12 protein-coding genes are annotated in these 15411 nt (G+C 69.4%); 5 read left to right on the top strand and 7 right to left on the bottom strand.

Annotation, left to right across the window (positions count from 1 at the left end; translation table 11 throughout):
- Nucleotides 1-13 precede the first annotated feature (13 nt).
- Nucleotides 14-1627 (bottom strand): RecQ family ATP-dependent DNA helicase, encoded by a 1614-nt coding sequence (locus tag QHF89_RS23135; RefSeq protein ID WP_284720840.1) that lies wholly within the window; start codon nt 1625-1627, stop codon nt 14-16.
- Nucleotides 1628-1765: 138 nt separating this feature from the next.
- Between QHF89_RS23135 and QHF89_RS23130 the strand changes: the two genes are divergently transcribed.
- The 5 genes from QHF89_RS23130 (at nt 1766) to QHF89_RS23110 (ending at nt 9550) form a co-directional block, all read left to right on the top strand.
- Complete coding sequence (locus tag QHF89_RS23130; RefSeq protein WP_284720839.1) at nt 1766-3232, top strand: amidase; 1467 nt, start codon at nt 1766-1768, stop codon at nt 3230-3232.
- Nucleotides 3229-3903 (top strand): YqiA/YcfP family alpha/beta fold hydrolase, encoded by a 675-nt coding sequence (locus QHF89_RS23125; RefSeq protein ID WP_136968138.1) that lies wholly within the window; start codon nt 3229-3231, stop codon nt 3901-3903. The genes QHF89_RS23130 and QHF89_RS23125 overlap by 4 nt, the downstream gene beginning before the upstream one ends.
- A gap of 170 nt (nt 3904-4073) precedes the next feature.
- On the top strand, nt 4074-5660 hold the full coding sequence (locus tag QHF89_RS23120) for a PAS domain-containing protein (protein ID WP_136968139.1): 1587 nt from the start codon (nt 4074-4076) through the stop codon (nt 5658-5660).
- A 63-nt stretch (nt 5661-5723) separates the two neighbouring features.
- Nucleotides 5724-7310 (top strand): Ig-like domain-containing protein, encoded by a 1587-nt coding sequence (locus QHF89_RS23115; protein WP_136968140.1) that lies wholly within the window; start codon nt 5724-5726, stop codon nt 7308-7310.
- Nucleotides 7307-9550, top strand: coding sequence for a c-type cytochrome (locus QHF89_RS23110; protein ID WP_136968141.1), 2244 nt, complete (start codon nt 7307-7309; stop codon nt 9548-9550). The genes QHF89_RS23115 and QHF89_RS23110 overlap by 4 nt, the downstream gene beginning before the upstream one ends.
- A gap of 81 nt (nt 9551-9631) precedes the next feature.
- Here the strand turns inward: QHF89_RS23110 and QHF89_RS23105 are convergent, their stop codons facing one another.
- The 6 genes from QHF89_RS23105 to QHF89_RS23080 all read right to left on the bottom strand — a co-directional run bounded on the left by QHF89_RS23105 (nt 9632) and on the right by QHF89_RS23080 (nt 15408).
- The gene (locus tag QHF89_RS23105; protein WP_136968142.1) at nt 9632-9835 is read right to left on the bottom strand and encodes a KGG domain-containing protein; all 204 of its coding nucleotides are present in this window, start codon (nt 9833-9835) and stop codon (nt 9632-9634) included.
- A gap of 203 nt (nt 9836-10038) precedes the next feature.
- Nucleotides 10039-10725, bottom strand: a complete 687-nt coding sequence (locus QHF89_RS23100) for an STAS domain-containing protein (protein WP_136968143.1) — start codon at nt 10723-10725, stop codon at nt 10039-10041.
- Nucleotides 10726-10735: 10 nt separating this feature from the next.
- Nucleotides 10736-11305 carry a hypothetical protein gene (locus QHF89_RS23095; RefSeq protein WP_136968144.1) on the bottom strand — a complete coding sequence of 190 codons (570 nt, stop codon included), beginning with the start codon at nt 11303-11305 and terminating at the stop codon, nt 10736-10738.
- A 63-nt stretch (nt 11306-11368) separates the two neighbouring features.
- Complete coding sequence (locus tag QHF89_RS23090; RefSeq protein ID WP_136930097.1) at nt 11369-11602, bottom strand: hypothetical protein; 234 nt, start codon at nt 11600-11602, stop codon at nt 11369-11371.
- Nucleotides 11603-11604: 2 nt separating this feature from the next.
- The gene (locus QHF89_RS23085; protein WP_136968145.1) at nt 11605-12681 is read right to left on the bottom strand and encodes a hypothetical protein; all 1077 of its coding nucleotides are present in this window, start codon (nt 12679-12681) and stop codon (nt 11605-11607) included.
- Nucleotides 12682-12705: 24 nt separating this feature from the next.
- Nucleotides 12706-15408, bottom strand: coding sequence for a TonB-dependent receptor domain-containing protein (locus QHF89_RS23080; RefSeq protein ID WP_284720838.1), 2703 nt, complete (start codon nt 15406-15408; stop codon nt 12706-12708).
- Nucleotides 15409-15411: the final 3 nt, after the last annotated feature.

Raw genomic sequence — 15411 nt, 5'->3', positions numbered from 1 at the left:
CATACGCGCGCCCTCACGCCTCGACGGCCTCCCCGCCGATCACGCGCAAAAAACCATGGCCATGCGCGGCGACGCGCCCTTTTCCCATGCCGCGGACGCCGAGGAGCTCCTCGGCCGAGGCGGGCCGCAGCATCGCCATCTCCACGAGGGCGCGGTTTGGCGCGACCACATACGCGGGGACGCCGAGCGAAAGCGCGCGCGCCCGCCGGTAGCGGCGCAGCGCTTCGAGGAGCTCCGCAGGCACGCCCGCGGGCGCGGCGATGGGCCGTGGCTTCGAAGGCGCGGGTCCGTCCTTGGGCGCCTTCGGCGGCGCCTCAGGTGTGTCCTCGAAGCGCGGCGGATCCCGCACGGTGTCGGGAGGCGCCGCCTCGACGCAGACGTCGCAGCGCCCGCAACCACCGTCGATGACGCGTGGATCGTCGCCGAAATGCCGGAGCAGGATCCGATGGCGGCACGTCTTGCCGTCGATGTACCGCACGAGCTCCGCGAGGCGCCCGAGCGCGCGTGCCGCCTCCGCGCGGGTCGCGGGCGCGCCGTCGGGGCCGAGGCGACAGAGCCGGCGCCGGAGCGCGAGATCCTTCGGCGTCACGAGGAGCAGCCCGCGTGCGTCGAGCCCGTCGCGCCCCGCGCGACCGACCTCCTGGTAGTAGGCCTCTAGCGAGCCGGGGGTCTCCGCGTGCACGACGATCCGTACGTCGGGACGATCCACGCCCATGCCGAACGCGTTCGTCGCGACGAGCACGCGCGTCTCGCGGGCCGCGAACTCCGCGGAGATCCGCGCGCGCTCCGGCGCGGCCGTCCCTCCGTGGTAGACGGGCGCGTCCCATCCGTCCTCGCGCAGCGCCGCGGCGAGGGCCTCGGCCGACTTGCGCGTCGCCGTGTACACGATGCCCGCGCCCGGCCCGGCGAGCGCCTCGGCGAGCGCGCGCCGCACCTCCGCGAGCACCTCGCGCGGCGCCCGCGCCCGCACCACGCGGAGCGTGAGGTTCGGTCGGAAAAACCCCCGCAGCACGGTGACGACCTTCCGCGGATCCCAGCCGAGCCGCCGCATGATCTCCCCGCGCGCGGCCCGCGTCGCTGTGGCCGTGCACGCGATCATGCGCGTCGGTCCGCGCGCGGCGAGGGTCTCGCCGATGCGCAGGTAATCGGGCCGAAAGTCGTGGCCCCACTGCACGATGCAATGCGCCTCGTCGATCGCCACGAGCGACGTGCCCGCCGCGGCGAGCGCCGCGCCAAGCCCCGCATGCCCGAGCCGCTCGGGCGCCGCGTACACGAGCTTGAAGGCGCCCCGGCGCAGCGCGGCGAGGCGGCGTCCGTTTTCTTCGGCCGAGAGGGTCGAGGCGAAAAACGTCGCCGGGATCCCGCGCGCTGCGAGGCCGCGGACCTGGTCCTCCATGAGCGCGACGAGCGGCGAGACAACGAGCGCCGTGCCGGGGAGCGCGAGCGCGGGGAGCTGGTAACAGAGCGATTTGCCGCCTCCGGTCGGCGCGACGAGCAGCACACGGCCGCCTTCGCCATGGGCGAGGAGCGCGTCGATCGCCTCGCGCTGGAAGGGTCGGAGCTCCGCGAAGCCGAAGTGGGCCGCGCACAGGGCATCGAGATCGGGCAGGGATGGTTTGGCGTTCACGAGCGCCATCCCCAAGCGAGCGCCGTGCCGCGCGGGACTCCCGTGGTTTGCGCCGGGTTCGTCGGGAGAACCGTTCGCCGCGGGGTGGCGCCGCCATGGCGGACCCTGGCGGCCGCCATCTGCTCTACACTCCGCGCGATGTCGTTCGCCGGTTCCGACGAGCTGCTCTCCGCCTCCGCCCAGAAGCTCGCGTCCCTCGTGCGCGACGGTGCCCTCTCGCCCGTCGATCTCGTCGACCTCTACATCGCGCGCATCGAAGCGGAAAACCCTGCCCTCAACGCAGTCGTCGCCGATCGGTTCGAGCACGCGCGGCGCGAGGCGAGAGACGCCGCGGACAAACTCGCCACGCGGACCCTGGGCGAGCCGTTGCCGCCGCTCTTTGGTGTTCCTTGCACGGTGAAAGAGGGCATCGCCGTCGAGGGCATGCCGCACACCGCGGGCGTCTTCGCGCGCAAGCACCTGCGCGCCGCCGAGGATGCCCGCGTCGTGCGCCGCGTGCGCGAGGCCGGTGCCATCGTCCTCGGCGTGACGAACATGCCCGAGGGCGGCCTCTGGCTCGAGACCGACAACCGCATCTACGGCCGCACGAACAACCCCTGGGACCTCGCGCGTATCCCCGGCGGATCGAGCGGCGGCGAGGCCGCGATCCTCGCGGCCGGCGCGTCGCCGTTCGGCATCGGCTCCGACATCGCCGGCTCGATCCGCATCCCCGCCGCGATGTGCGGCGTGTTCGGCCACAAGCCCACGGGCGGCCTCGTCTCGAACCAGGGCTACTGGCCCGACGTGCCCGGCGCGCTCGACACGTTCCTCTGCACGGGCCCCATGACCCGCCGCGCCGAGGACCTCTGGCCGCTGCTCGGCCTCATGGCCGAGCGAGAACTCGTAGGGGATCCGGGCGCGATCGATCTGCGCGGCGTCACCGTGTACCCGCTCGAAACGACGGGCGCGGCGCGCATCCGCCCGAGCAAGCGGCAAGCCGTGCGACGCGCGGCAGCAGCGCTCGAAGCCCGCGGCGCGCGGATCGCCGAGCTCCGCACGCGGGGCCTTTCGAAGGCGCTCTTCATCTGGACCGCGATGATGGAGGAAGAGGCCGGCGCGCTGACGTACGGCGAGGTGCTCGGCAACGGTCGCCCGATCCGCATCGCGCGCGAGCTCCTCCGCGCGCCCTTTCCCTCGGCCCCGCACACGGTGCAGGCGCTGATCGTCGCCGGCGTCGAGGCGCTCCTGAAGAGCGTGCCCGCGCCGATCGCCACCTGGTCCTCCGCGGGCAAACGGCTGCGCGAGGAGCTCGAAGCCGAGCTGGGCCCGCGTGGCATCCTCCTGCATCCGACGTACACGCGCTCGGCGCCGCGCCACTGGGAGCCGCTGCTCACGCCCCTCGACTTCGTCTGCACGGCCCTCTTCAACGTGCTCGCGTTCCCCGTCACGCAGGTGCCGGCGGGCTTTGACGACCTCGGTTTGCCCCTCGGCGTGCAGGTCGCAGCAAGGCGCAACGAAGACGCCCTCACCATCGCCGTCGCGCGCGCCCTCGAAGAAGACCTCGGCGGCTGGACGAAGGCGCGCCGAAAGACGCGGCCGCCGCGCCGCGCTACGATCGCGCCGTGACGAATCCGCGTTTCCTCTACCTGCACGGCTTCGCGTCCGGTCCCCGCTCCAAGAAGGGCGTCGCCGTCGCCGAGCACTACGGCCGCCGCGGCGTCGACATCGACCGCCTCGATCTGCGTTTGCCCTCGTTCGAGCACCTGCGCGTCTCCGCGATGAGCACGGAGGTTCGTCGGCGGATCGGCGGCGATCGGGATCGCGCCGTCCTCTTCGGGTCGAGCCTCGGCGGCCTCGTCGCGAGCCGCGTGGCCGAAATCGACGCGCGCGTCGCGGCCCTCGTGCTCCTCGCGCCCGCCTTCGACCTCTCGCGACGCTGGCGCGCGCGCCTCGGCGAAGAGGGCATGGCGCGCTGGGCCGAGACCGGCTTCCTGGAGGTCGACGATCTCACGACGGGCGAAAAGGCGCGCATCGACTACGGGTTTTTCCAGGACCTCGAAGCCGTGGATGGCAACGACGGCGCGCTCCCCGATGTGCGTGTCCCGACGCTCGTTCTTCACGGCACGCGTGACGACGTCGTCTCGATCGATCGCTCACGCGACTTCGCGGAAGGACGCCGCCACGTCACGCTCCACGAGCTCGACGACGGCCATGAGCTCGTCGCGTCGCTCCCTTGGATCCTCTCCGCATCGGAGTCCTTCCTCGCGGCATTCCTCGGCTCGGTCGCTCGCTCCTGAGTTGCCGCTTCTTCAATCATCCATCATGCTTGACCTTCCTTGCCCGCGAGGGCGATCATCACCGCGCGCGGCGTACGCTGTGTCGCGGGGACCTTCATCCAACCAACGCGTGCGGTCAGCGAGGCACGCGGCGAGCTCGTCGACGTGATGCACGTTCGCGCCATGGAGCCATGAACGACGGTCGCCTTTCGGATGCGGCGCTCAGCGTCTTCCCCGAGCCGATCGCCATCGTCGACCGAGCCCTTCGGGTCCAGAAGGCCAACACGGCTTGGACCACGACGTTCGTTGATTCTCCGCTCACCGAGACCTCCCTCGCCGCCGCTCTCGCGAAGGTCCTCTCGGGTGAAACCACGCGCGCCGAGGTCACGCTCGAGACCCGCTCTGCGGAGCACACCGTGACGATCGTGCCCGTGCCCGATGGCGACACGCGCGCCGCGCTCGTGCACGCGCGCCCCGTACCCGTACGCGAGCCTGCGCCTCGATCGAGGGACGAGCGGCTCCCCGCGACGCTCCTGCGCCGCGTCCTCGATCGGTTGCCCGTGACGGTCTCGCTCATCGACGCCGAGGGCCGGAGCGTGTTCTCCAATGACACGCGCGCCCGCTTGCTCGGCGCCGCTGCCACGGAGGAGCGCGAGAGCGGCACGCGCGCGCTCTTGATCGATCCGGCCGACGCCGACTTCGTGCGCGAGGTCGAGGCGCGTGTCCTCGCCACGGGCACCGAGGAGATCATCACGAGCGACGTACCCACCGCGCTCGGCACGCGCTCGATGTTTTTCCACCTCGTCCCCGTCGAGGGGGAGGGCGAGGGCGAGCGGCTCGTCCTCTGCGTGGGGCAAGACGTCACCGAGCAGCTCCGCGCCGAGCGTGATCTGCGCGAGCAACAAGACTTCATCCGCCAGGTCATCGACTGCGATCCGAACCTGATCTTCGTGAAGGACGACTGCGGCACCTTCCTGCTCGCGAACAAGGCCTTCGCCGACATCTTCGGCAAGACGGCCGAGGAGATCGTCGGCCAGCACGAGCGCGCCCTGAACGAACACGCACGGGCCGATGGCTTTTTGAGCATCGACCAGCAGGTCTTCGCCACGCTGGAGGAGCGCACGGTCGAGGAGGAGATCCTTTGGCACACGGGGGAGCTGCGCTGGTACCAGACGACGAAGCGCCCCCTCGTCCGGCCGAGCGGCGAGGTGCACGTGCTCGGCTGCTCCGTCGACATCACCACGCGCCTGGAGACCCACCGCAAGCTCGAAGAGGCGGCCACCGAGGTCGAGCGTCGCGCCGTCGAGGCCTTCCGGCAGGCCGAGGCCAAGGCCGCGCTCGTCGAGGAGCTCGATCAGAAGCTCGGCATCATCGAGACCCAGCACCAGGAGATCCTGACGCTCTCCGCCCCGCTGCTCGAAGTGGCCGAGGGCGTGCTCGCGGTGCCCATCGTCGGCGCGATGACCCAGACCCGCGCCGAGGAGATCATGCACCGCCTGCTCGCGGCCATCGTCGAGCGGCAGGTCGCGAACGTCGTCCTCGACCTCACGGGCCTCGAGACGATCGAGATGCACACGGCCGATCACCTGATGAGCATCGTGCGCGCCATCCGCCTGCTCGGCGCCGACGCAGCCATCAGCGGCATCCGCCCCGCCGTCGCGCAGACCATCGTCGAGCTCGGCATCGACCTCTCCGGCTTCGTCACGAAACGCACCTTGCGCTCGGCGATCTTCTCGCGCGAGGTGGCCCGCAGCGCGGCCCTGGCCCGTCGGCGCTGATACACGATTGACGCCTTCTGACCCTTCCGATGTTCTCCCCGGGGGAGCTTCGGAGGCAGAGGGATGCAAAAATACGATGTCATCGAATGGTCCCGCCGTGTCTTGCCCGTGCTCGGCGGGATGGCGCTCGCCGGGTGCGGCGGGGTCGAGCCGATAGAGAACGAGGGGCTCGTTTGCGCGGCGCCTGCCACGATGCCGTTCCCGGCGAGCCCGGCGAGCCCTCTCGCCTGGCAAGGGCCGGGCGGCCCGGCGAAGACGTATTCGACGGACGTCCTCGGGGTCAATTGCGCGTTCCTCGACGGCGGCCCCGAGGACGACACGGATCACCACAACACCGTCACCATGCTCGACGGTTACCTCGTCATGCCGTGGGCGCCCGAGTGGGGCGGCGGCGGCCTCTCCACGTATCGGTTCGACGACCCCTGCACGCCCGCGCAAGTCGGCACGAGCTTCTCGCCGCTCATGCGCGAGACCCACGCCGCGGGGTTTGCCCGGATGAACGGCTGGAAGGCCGTCGTCAATGGCGTGAACGGCATTCAGTTCTGGGATCTCGCGAACCCCGCCGCGCCCGTGGTCACGAGTGATCTCTCGTTCAAGGGCGTCTTCTGGCCCGACGCGTACGCGCGTGTCGTCCTCTCGGTCTTCTGGCAAGCCCCGTACGTCTACGTCGCTGCAGCCGACAATGGCATCTTCGTCGTGGACGCGAGTGACCCAGCCAAACCCGTCCCCATCACGAAGTTCAAAATCGATCCGCCGCTGCGCGCCGGCGCGATCTTCGCCGTGGGCAACCTGCTCGCGGTCATGGCCGCCGAGGGCTCGCGTACGGTGCTGCTCGACATCGGCGACCCGGCGCGGCCCACGCCCATCCCGGGCGGTACGTTCGAGATCCAGGACGGCGCGGGCGTCCGGCAGGAGGCCTATCACGCCCATTTGAACGGTGACAAGACCTGGTATGCCCGCAAATCCATGGGCGGCGGCGTCATCATTTACGACATCGCGAACCCCGAGGCGCCCAGGTACCTCGGCGATTACCACGCGCCCGACGGGAACGGCGGATACGTCTTCCTCAAGGAGAACGTGGCGTTCATCGGCGAGAGCCATTTCGCCGAGGCCGTCGACGTCTCCGATCCGACGAACCCCTCGCTCCTCCGCCGCTTCAACCTCACGGGCGACCTCGATACGATCATTCCGATCGGCAACGTCGTGGTCCTCAGCGTCGACGACAAGGCCGAGGAGGACCAGGGCAGCGCCGTCGCGCCGTTCCTCGAAGCCCCTGACACGCGCGGGCCCGAGGTGACCATGGTGAACCCGCGCGACGGCGCCACGGCGCAGCCGCTCACGACCCGGATCGGCCTCACGTTCGGCGAGTTCGTCGATATCGGATCGTTATGGGAGGGCTCGTTCCTCGTCCGCAAGGTCGGCACGACCGAGCCCATCCAGGGCCAGTATTCGGGGCAGGAGGGCATCGTGAATTTCTGGCCCGCCTCGCCGCTCGAGCCCGACACCGAATACGAGGTCGTCGTCCCCGCCGGCGGGGTCGTCGATTTCAACGGCAATCCCACGCAGACTGAATTCCGCTCGACGTTCAAGACCGGCCCTTGCGCCCTCCCGCCACCGCCGCCGCCCTACTCGGAGGAGGAGGAGGAATGAGATACGCGCGTGCCGGGATTCCCCTCGCGATTTTCCTCGCAGGGGCAGCCCTCGCGTCTTGTGGCGACGGGACCTCGGAAAAACCCCCGACGCCCGAGCCGTTCGCCCTGAGCGCGATCGAGGGCCCCGCGGTCGCCTACATCGGCGAGAACACTTGTTTTTCGCTCATCGTGAAGGGCGGGCCGAACGCCCAGGTCGCCTGGAACCTCGGTGACGGGACGGCCGTTCCCCCGGCCGTCCTGTTTACGAAGGTTTGTCACGTGTATACGACGCCCGGCCGCCGGCTCGTCGGCGCGACCGCGATCTCCGAGGGGCAAAAGCTCGTCGTCACGCGCGGCGTGGCCGTGGTGCAAAAGCCCATGGCGATCCGGCCGAATGCGTCGAGCACGATCGTCCTCGACGCCAAGCACAGCGCCCTCTGGGTCGCGAACACCGATCACGGTCACGTCGCGCGGCTCGAACGGGAGCTGCCGCCCGTCCCCCCGATGCCGCTGGTGAGCTGCGCCGCGCCGCGCACACTCGCAATCTCAGGCGCGACCCTCGCGGCGGCTTGTCAGGACGATGGCACGGTCGTCTTCTACGACCTCGACCAACAAGCGACGAGCGGGAAGATCGACTTCGGCCCGGGCAGCGCGCCCTTCGGCGTCGTCGCCGATCCGCGGAGCGAGGGCGTGTTTTTCGTGACGCTCTCCGGCACGGGCGAGCTCGCCGCCGTCCGTGCCGAGGGGAACCAGGTCCTTTCGAGGATTTCCGTTTTTCCGGACGTACGCGGCGTCGCGGCCATCGCGGACGGGACGGTGCTCGTCACGCGCTGGCGCGCGCTGGCCGAGGGCGCGAACGTGGCCGTGATCGACGCGACGAACCCCGCGGCGCTCGCGGCGGGCGAGCCGCTCCTGCTTCCGCCCGACACAGGGCTCGACAGCGACACGAACAACAGCGGCGTGCCGAGCTTTTTGAACCAGGTCGTCCCCTCGCCCGACGGCGGCCGCGCCCTCGTCCCCTCGCTCCGCGCGAACACCGTGACGGGAATGTACAGGACGGGCAAACCACTGAGCTTCGAGACGACAGCGCGCGCGATCCTCACGGAGATCGAGCTCGGCGGGCCCACGGAGACACCGTTCGAGCGCAAAGCCGGGCGGTATGCGTTCGACGATCTCGATTTCGCGTCGGCGGCCGTCTTTTCCCCCGAGGGCGACGTGATCTACGTGGCGATCCAGGGCGCCGAGCGGGTCGAGGTGCGCGACGCCGTGAGCTTCGACGTCGCCGGCTCGATTGACGACGTCGGCCACGCTCCCGACGGGCTCGCCCTGAGCGAGGACGGCAAGAGGTTATGGGTGCACGCGTCGCTCTCGCGCGAGGTGCGCGTCTACGACGTGAGCGATCTGTCGAGCCCGCCCGTCCCGCTCGGCACGCTCGCCACGGGGCTCAGCGAGCCGCTGTCCGACGACGTTTTACGGGGCAAACAGATCTTCTACAGCAGCCGCGATCCCCGCATGAGCCGCACGAGCTACATGTCCTGCGCCACGTGCCACCTCGACGGGGAAGGGGATAACCTCGTATGGGATTTCACCCAGCGAGGCGAGGGCCTGCGCAATACGATCCCGCTCGCCGGGCGGGCCGGCACGGCGCACGGGCCCCTGCACTGGAGCGCCAATTTCGACGAGGTGCAAGACTTCGAGCACGACATCCGCGGCCCCATGGGCGGGACGGGATTTCTGCCGGACGACATCTTCCATTCCGGGATGATCGACCAGACGCTCGGCGCCCCGAAGGACGGTTTGTCCCCGGAGCTCGACGCGCTCGCCACCTACGTCGCCTCACTCGGCGCGTTCGGCAAGAGCCCATACCGCTCGAACGACCCCGCCGCGCTTTCTTCACGCCAGAAGGGCAAGGACATCTTCTTTTCGGCCGAGGCCGGGTGCTCGACGTGCCACGCGCCGCCGCGCTTCACGGACAGCGCGCTCGCGGCCGACAAGAACTACGTGCTCCACGACGTCGGGACGCTCGGTCCCGGCTCCGGGTCGAGGCTCGGCGGCCCCCTCCCAGGGCTCGACACGCCCACGCTGCGCGGGCTCTGGAAGAGCGCGCCCTATTTGCACGACGGCTCCGCCCCCACGCTGCGCGCCGTGCTCCGCGATCGGAATGCCGCGGATCAGCACGGCAAGACGAGCCACCTCAGCGACGCCGATCTCGACGACGTCGAGCGATATCTGCTTACCCTGGACGACGACGAGCCCTGAAATGAAAAAGGGCCGCGGCCGGGCACGTTTCGCGCCCTCGCCGCGGCCGCGGTTCGCCTGGCCGTGTCAGCGCGACCGAATTCACCGCTTGTTCGAGCTGCCGCCGCTGCTGCCTCCCTCTTCGGACTGCTTGCCTTCCTCGATGAGCTCGCGCACGCGCTGGCCGCCCTTGTGGCCGATCTCGGAGTAGAACTCGGAGCCGCGCTCGTCACGGACGGTCTCGCCGCCCTTGCGCCCCGCCTCCTCGACCGTCATTTGGCCCTTTTTCTGCTCTTGCTGTGCCATGACGCATTCCCTTTCGAGTTGAAGGTCGTTCGGCGAGGCGTCCACGCGAGCGGCCCGTCCGCCCGTCGTTTTCCCCCACGCCACCTTCCACACGCGTTCTCTGGGGTGCGTTCCCTGGGACGTCGAGCGGCCGCCCTGTCGATTCGAGCCCTCGTCCCGGGTCGGTCGGTTGGTTTGTCCGGGGAAGTCCGGGACCGTTTGCGCTAGATCCTGCGCGTCCGGCGGAGCTCGGCCCCAATGGCCATTTCGAGCGCGCTGCCGAGGTCGGCGCGCAGGATCGCCGGCGCGAAATCGAGCCCCTGCTCCACGGCCGTACGGGCCGCCGCCGCCGAGACGCCGCAAAGCACGACGCGCGCCCCGAGCAAGGAGAGCGCCCGCGCGATGCGCACGAGGCCCTCGGCCACGACGGGATCAATCGCCGTGGCCCCCGTGATGTCGAGAATCACCGTGCGCGCGCCCGCCGCGGAGACCTGCGCGAGCACGCGTCCCTCGGCCTGCGCGAGCATCGAGGCGTCGAGCGCCCCGGCCATCGGAACGAGCAAGACGCCGCGATACACCTCGAGGACAGGCGCGGAGAGCTCACGCACCGCCGCGAGCAGCCGCTCCTGCTCCGCGCGCGCCTCCTCCAGCTCCTTCACGCGCGCTTCGAGCTCCTTGCGCCGCGCCTCGTCCCGCTCCCGGCCCCGGCGCAGCTCCCGCGCCACGCGGGCCACCATGTTCGCCACGATTCCGAGCTCGTCCGTGCGCTCGATGAAGGGCAGCTCCTCGTATCGACCGAGCAGGACGCGGCTCATCCGCGCGCCAATCCAGCGGAGCAGCTCCATCTCCTCGTCGAGGAGCCGCGCGGCGAGCGTCGACTTTTCTCGTTCGGGCGCTGCCTTTTCGCTCATCGGATGGCGCTCATTCCTGCCATCGCGTGTCGAACGTGCAGAAAGGGGCCCCCTTTCGAATGCACGTCGAATGGATGATCTCCACGTCGTATCCGTCGAGCGCCTCGATGAACCCGCGCAGCCCGCCGGCCTCGAAGTGGCAATTGAAGGGCTGATGCGACTCGACGATCGCGTGCCGCGCGCCCATCATCGTGGCGCGCCACGTGCCGCTCTCGCCCCGGGTGGCGAAGGTCCACATGATCGGGAGCTGGACCATGAAATCGGTCGTGGTCTTGATCCCGAGGCCGTGGAGCTGGGTGCGGAACATGAAATAGATGCTCCGGCCGATGAGCTCCGGGAGCGCAGGATCCCGGTCTTCGAGCTTGTTGAGGATCGTCTCGAGGTCCTGGCCGAGATACCAGGCCGCAGGGTCGATGTCGCGGCACGCCGCGACGTATTCCGGCGGGACGTCCTCCCCGCCGACGGTCACGAGCATGGTAAACAGGCTCCCCAACGTCAGCGTCGGTCCGGAGCGGTCCTCCGTCCCGGGATCGGGGTGGGCCTTGAGCTCCAGCGGCGCATAACGCGAAAACCGTTGCATACGCACGATCCTCTCGCCGCATAGGATCCGGCGTCAAGGAAAAATGCGCCGTTCGGACGGGAATCAGTAATGTTGATCGAGGATGGCTGGATCCGTCGTCACGGAGAATACCTCATTGCAACGGCGACAGCGGTATTTCACTTTGGTAGGCCGCGCAGAGATGCCGAAGAAGAGGCGGAGATATCCGGACAGGGTGTAAACCCCCTCGGGGCTGACCAGGTGGTGCTCGCGGCCGTGGCCGCAGGCGCAGGTCCGGGCCTTCGATTCGGAGGAGGCGATCGTCGGTTCCTGGGTCATGATCACTCCACTCGGATATAGCGCTGCACGTAGGTCGAGCCACCACGCGTGTCGCGAACGACGCCCCAAATCTGATAAAGGCCGGGCTCGTCCGGCGGGATCCATTTCGTGCTGTGCTCGTCCTTGTAGCCCTCGGTGACGCCGCTGATGAGCGAGATGCCGCCGCCCGTGAGATCGCCCGCTTCAACCAGCCAGTCGACCCAGACCGCCTCGTAAATCTGCTCGCCGCCGACCATTTCGCCCGGATCGATCTCGGCGATCGTGGGCTCGACGATGAGGTCGATCTCGTGCTCGGGGCAATTCTCGTAGGGGTCGCCCGCGAAGCAACCGACGGCCCGGCGCTCGTCGACCGTGGAGGGGCAAGCCTTGATGGTCGGCGCCTCGCTGAAATCCTCGGAGATGGGCTCGCCGTCGAGCGTCATGCCGGCGACGGGCGGGTTCTGGTTCGTCCGGCCGTCCTCGAATGTGTAAATCTGCGAGAACCCGGGGACGAAGCTGTCGGCGGCGAGGCGATTGCCCTCGGCGTCGAAGCAGCCGAACGGGAAGAAGCCCGCCTTGCCCGAAGGGTCGAGCTCGATCGGCTTGATCTCGCCGGCGCAGGCGAAGAAAAACACGAATTGCAGGCCGTATTTCGAGCCGCCGTCGGGCGCCGGGCGCTGGGCGAGGATGTCCTCGGGAATGGTGGTCGTGAACGTCGGGCCGAAGCCGATGAGGCCGGGCGGGAGGTTGCCGCCGCTCTCGCCGAGGCTCTGGAACGTCTTCAAGAGCTGCGGGAAGCAGCCATAATAGAGGTCGCCCGGCGGGTTGTAGCAGCCGCCGATCCAGAGGATCTGGACGGGGCGCGGGCCGTCGCCCTCGGGGTCGGGGTAGCCGTCGTAGAACGACATCTCGAAGCGGACCTCTTCGCCCGGTTGCGCGTAAGGTTTGTCCGCCGTGACCGCGAAGACCCGCAAGCCATTGACGAGGTTCGACGACACCCAGCCAGGCGAGCAGCCGCCCGTCGAGGCGATCGGGGCGGCGAGCGTCGCGGCCGCGAGCGCCCCGAGCACGTGACGTCGGAAGGAGCGCGTGTACTTCATCCCATTCCCTCCTCGCGAATCGGCCTAGAAATCACCACGAATACCGAAGCTTGGCAGGATCGGTACACCCGTCACGTATTGCCGCGCGGTGTAGTTGAAGTTGTAATCGATCCCCTCGACGTTCTGGCTGTTGTAGACGTTCTGGACGTCGAGGTAGATCGAGAGCTGCCAGCTCTTGAAGCGGAATCGCCGATCGACGCGGATGTCGAGCTGGTGGAACATGGGGAACCGCTCGCTGAAGGGGCCGCTGTACGGGATCGCCACGTAGGTGCCGACGGCGGCGTTGTAAATGGCGTTCGCGCGATTTGGGATGCAGCCCGCTTGCTCGAAGTTGCAGACGTTCGGCGTCGTGAGGTTGCCCGAGACGAGGCGGAACCGCGCACCGAACTCCCAGCCGCCGCCGAGGCGATAACTGCCGAGCGCCGTGAGGATGTGCGTCTGGTCAAAGGAGACAGGCTGCTCCTCGGCGCCGGGGAGCGGCGTGCGGAGGCTGCGCGAGAGGGTGTAGGCGACCCAGCCGAAGAAGTTCGCGTCGGCCTTGTATTTGAGCAGGAATTCAGCGCCGAAAATGCGGCCCTTGCCGAGGTTGCCGCGTTCGGTGCCGCCCCCGACGTCCGAGGGCTGCTGCGAGACGAGGCGATCGAGCTGCTTGTAAAAACCCTCGGCGCTGAGCTCGATGTTGCGCGTGAACTCCTGCTCGGCGCCGATCGCATAATGGATCGCCCGGTTCGAGCGCAGGCCGCTGCTGCCGAATGGAGGGATCGTCTCCTGCGGCTGCGGCGGTTGGCTGTACGCGCCCACGCCGCCCTTGAGCGTCGAGCGCGGGAACTTGGAGGTGAGGTCGATGCGGCCATTGACGCGCGGGGAGACGTCGACGCCGTCCACGCGGTTGTAGCCGTCGATGCGGATGCCCGGGACGAGCTTGGCACGGCCCGTAGGCGCGATCTCGAGCTCGACGTAGCCGGCCGGGTTGGCGATCCAGCCGCTGAACTCGGACTCGATGAGCGGGCGCGTGGAGAAGGGGCCGCCGGAGGGCTCGCCCGCGCGTGGAGGCGCCGGGCCGCGGTACTTCGCGTCGGCGTAGTTCGAAAACACGTCGAGGCCGGCGTTCAGCGTGATGCCTTTGCCGATGCGACGCGTGTACTCGGCGCGCCCGCTGATGCTGTAGTTCGCGAGGTTGAAGAAGAAGGGGCCGACGGCAAAATCGAGCTGGTCGATGCCGACCGAGGCGACCGCGGAGAAGCGGTTTTTGTCGTCGATGTCGTTGTCGTAGCGGAGCTGGATGCGGTGAAAGCCCGTGTGAAACCCGGCGTTGCCGCTGATCGCAGGCTCGCCGGGCGGAGGCTGATCGGCGACGAGCGCGATGGAGTCGTCCGCGCCGAAGAAGGTGAGGCGCACGCTCGAGCTCGGCGTGGGGTTCGCCTCGAGGCCGAGCTGATAATCCCAGTAGACGGGGAGCTGCGTGATCCCCGCGCCGGCCGCGTCGAGGGCGAGGCCGAGCGTGGCGTCGAGGTAGCTGCGCCGCGCGCCCGCGATGAAGCGGACCTTGTTCTTCGTGCCAGGCACGGGGCCCTCGGCGATGAAGCGCGCGTCGACGAGGTCGGCCTGCGCCATGCCGTGGTACTTGCCGTCGTTCTTGGGCGCGCGGACCGCGACGTCGACGATGCCGCCCATGACGCGGCCATACTGGGCGCTGAAGTTGCCCGGAAAGAAGTCGATGCGCTCGATCATCTCGGTCGGGACGACCGAGGACAAACCACCGAAGTGGTAGATGAGCGGGATCTGCGTGCCGTCGAGGAACGTCTGCGTGTCCTGCGGGGCCGAGCCGCGCACGAGGAGGATGCCCGCGATGGCAGGCGGTCGCGCGACGCCGGGCAGGTTCTGGAGCGCGCGGAGGGCATCGCCGTTCGTGCCCGGGATACGGAGCATCTCGCGCTGTTCGATCGTCCGCTTCGTGACCTCGCGCGGCGCGCGCGCGCCACGCACGACGACCTCGAGGCCGTCACTCGCGGCGACGAGGCGGTACTTGACCTCGATGGCCTCGCCCGCGGCGATCTCCTCGGTGACGTCGAGCGCGTCGTAGCCGGGCGCCGTGATGATCACGCGGTACTTGCCCGGTCCGAGCGCGTCGAAGCGGAAGTTGCCGTCGCCGTCGACCGTGGCCTCGCTCTGCCCAGAAGGGCCGCTGAGCAGGACCGTGGCACCGGCGAGCGGGACGTCGCCGCCGCTCGCGAGCACGACGCCGCGGAGCGCTTCGCGGGTCTGCGCAGCGGAGGGTTTGTCCCCGGCGCCGGCGTCGGGCGGAGGCTCGGCCTTCTTCAGCGCGAACGAGTAGCGGTAGAGGATGCGTGCGGCCGCGGGCGTGCCGTCGGCCTTGCGTGCAGGCTCGAACTCGAGCTTCTTCGCGGCCTCGACGGCCGACTCGTCGAAGCCGTGACCTGCCGGCTCGATGACGACGACGTTCTTGACCTTGCCGGTCTTGTCGATGTCGAGCTGGAGGGTGACGGTGGCTTCGAGCCCGGCCTTCTCGGCCTCGGGCGGATACACCGGCGGCTGGTAGTTGAGCGGCCGGGGCATCGCGGCCCCCGTGGGCGCGGCGGGCGCGCTCGCGGCAGGCGCGTCGCCGGGCGGGGCGGTCTGCGCGAGGGCAGGGGAGGAGGAGGTCCCGGCGACGAACCCCGCGAGGACGAGGGCGAGGGCGCTCTTCTGGTAAGGAAGCACGTTCACGTG

The sequence above is a fragment of the Polyangium sorediatum genome (assembly GCF_029946465.1).
Lineage (GTDB): Bacteria > Myxococcota_A > Polyangia > Polyangiales > Polyangiaceae > Polyangium > Polyangium fumosum.
This window is presented reverse-complemented; position numbering and strand designations above follow the sequence as displayed.

Excerpts from the sequence above, each read along its gene's own strand:
- QHF89_RS23130 (WP_284720839.1), top strand. The coding sequence starts at position 1,766 with ATGTCGTTCGCCGGTTCCGACGAGCTGCTCTCCGCCTCCGCCCAGAAG.
- QHF89_RS23120 (WP_136968139.1), top strand. The coding sequence starts at position 4,074 with ATGAACGACGGTCGCCTTTCGGATGCGGCGCTCAGCGTCTTCCCCGAG.
- QHF89_RS23115 (WP_136968140.1), top strand. The coding sequence starts at position 5,724 with ATGCAAAAATACGATGTCATCGAATGGTCCCGCCGTGTCTTGCCCGTG.
- QHF89_RS23110 (WP_136968141.1), top strand. The coding sequence starts at position 7,307 with ATGAGATACGCGCGTGCCGGGATTCCCCTCGCGATTTTCCTCGCAGGG.
- QHF89_RS23105 (WP_136968142.1), bottom strand. The coding sequence starts at position 9,835 with ATGGCACAGCAAGAGCAGAAAAAGGGCCAAATGACGGTCGAGGAGGCG.
- QHF89_RS23100 (WP_136968143.1), bottom strand. The coding sequence starts at position 10,725 with ATGAGCGAAAAGGCAGCGCCCGAACGAGAAAAGTCGACGCTCGCCGCG.
- QHF89_RS23095 (WP_136968144.1), bottom strand. The coding sequence starts at position 11,305 with ATGCAACGGTTTTCGCGTTATGCGCCGCTGGAGCTCAAGGCCCACCCC.
- QHF89_RS23090 (WP_136930097.1), bottom strand. The coding sequence starts at position 11,602 with ATGACCCAGGAACCGACGATCGCCTCCTCCGAATCGAAGGCCCGGACC.
- QHF89_RS23085 (WP_136968145.1), bottom strand. The coding sequence starts at position 12,681 with ATGAAGTACACGCGCTCCTTCCGACGTCACGTGCTCGGGGCGCTCGCG.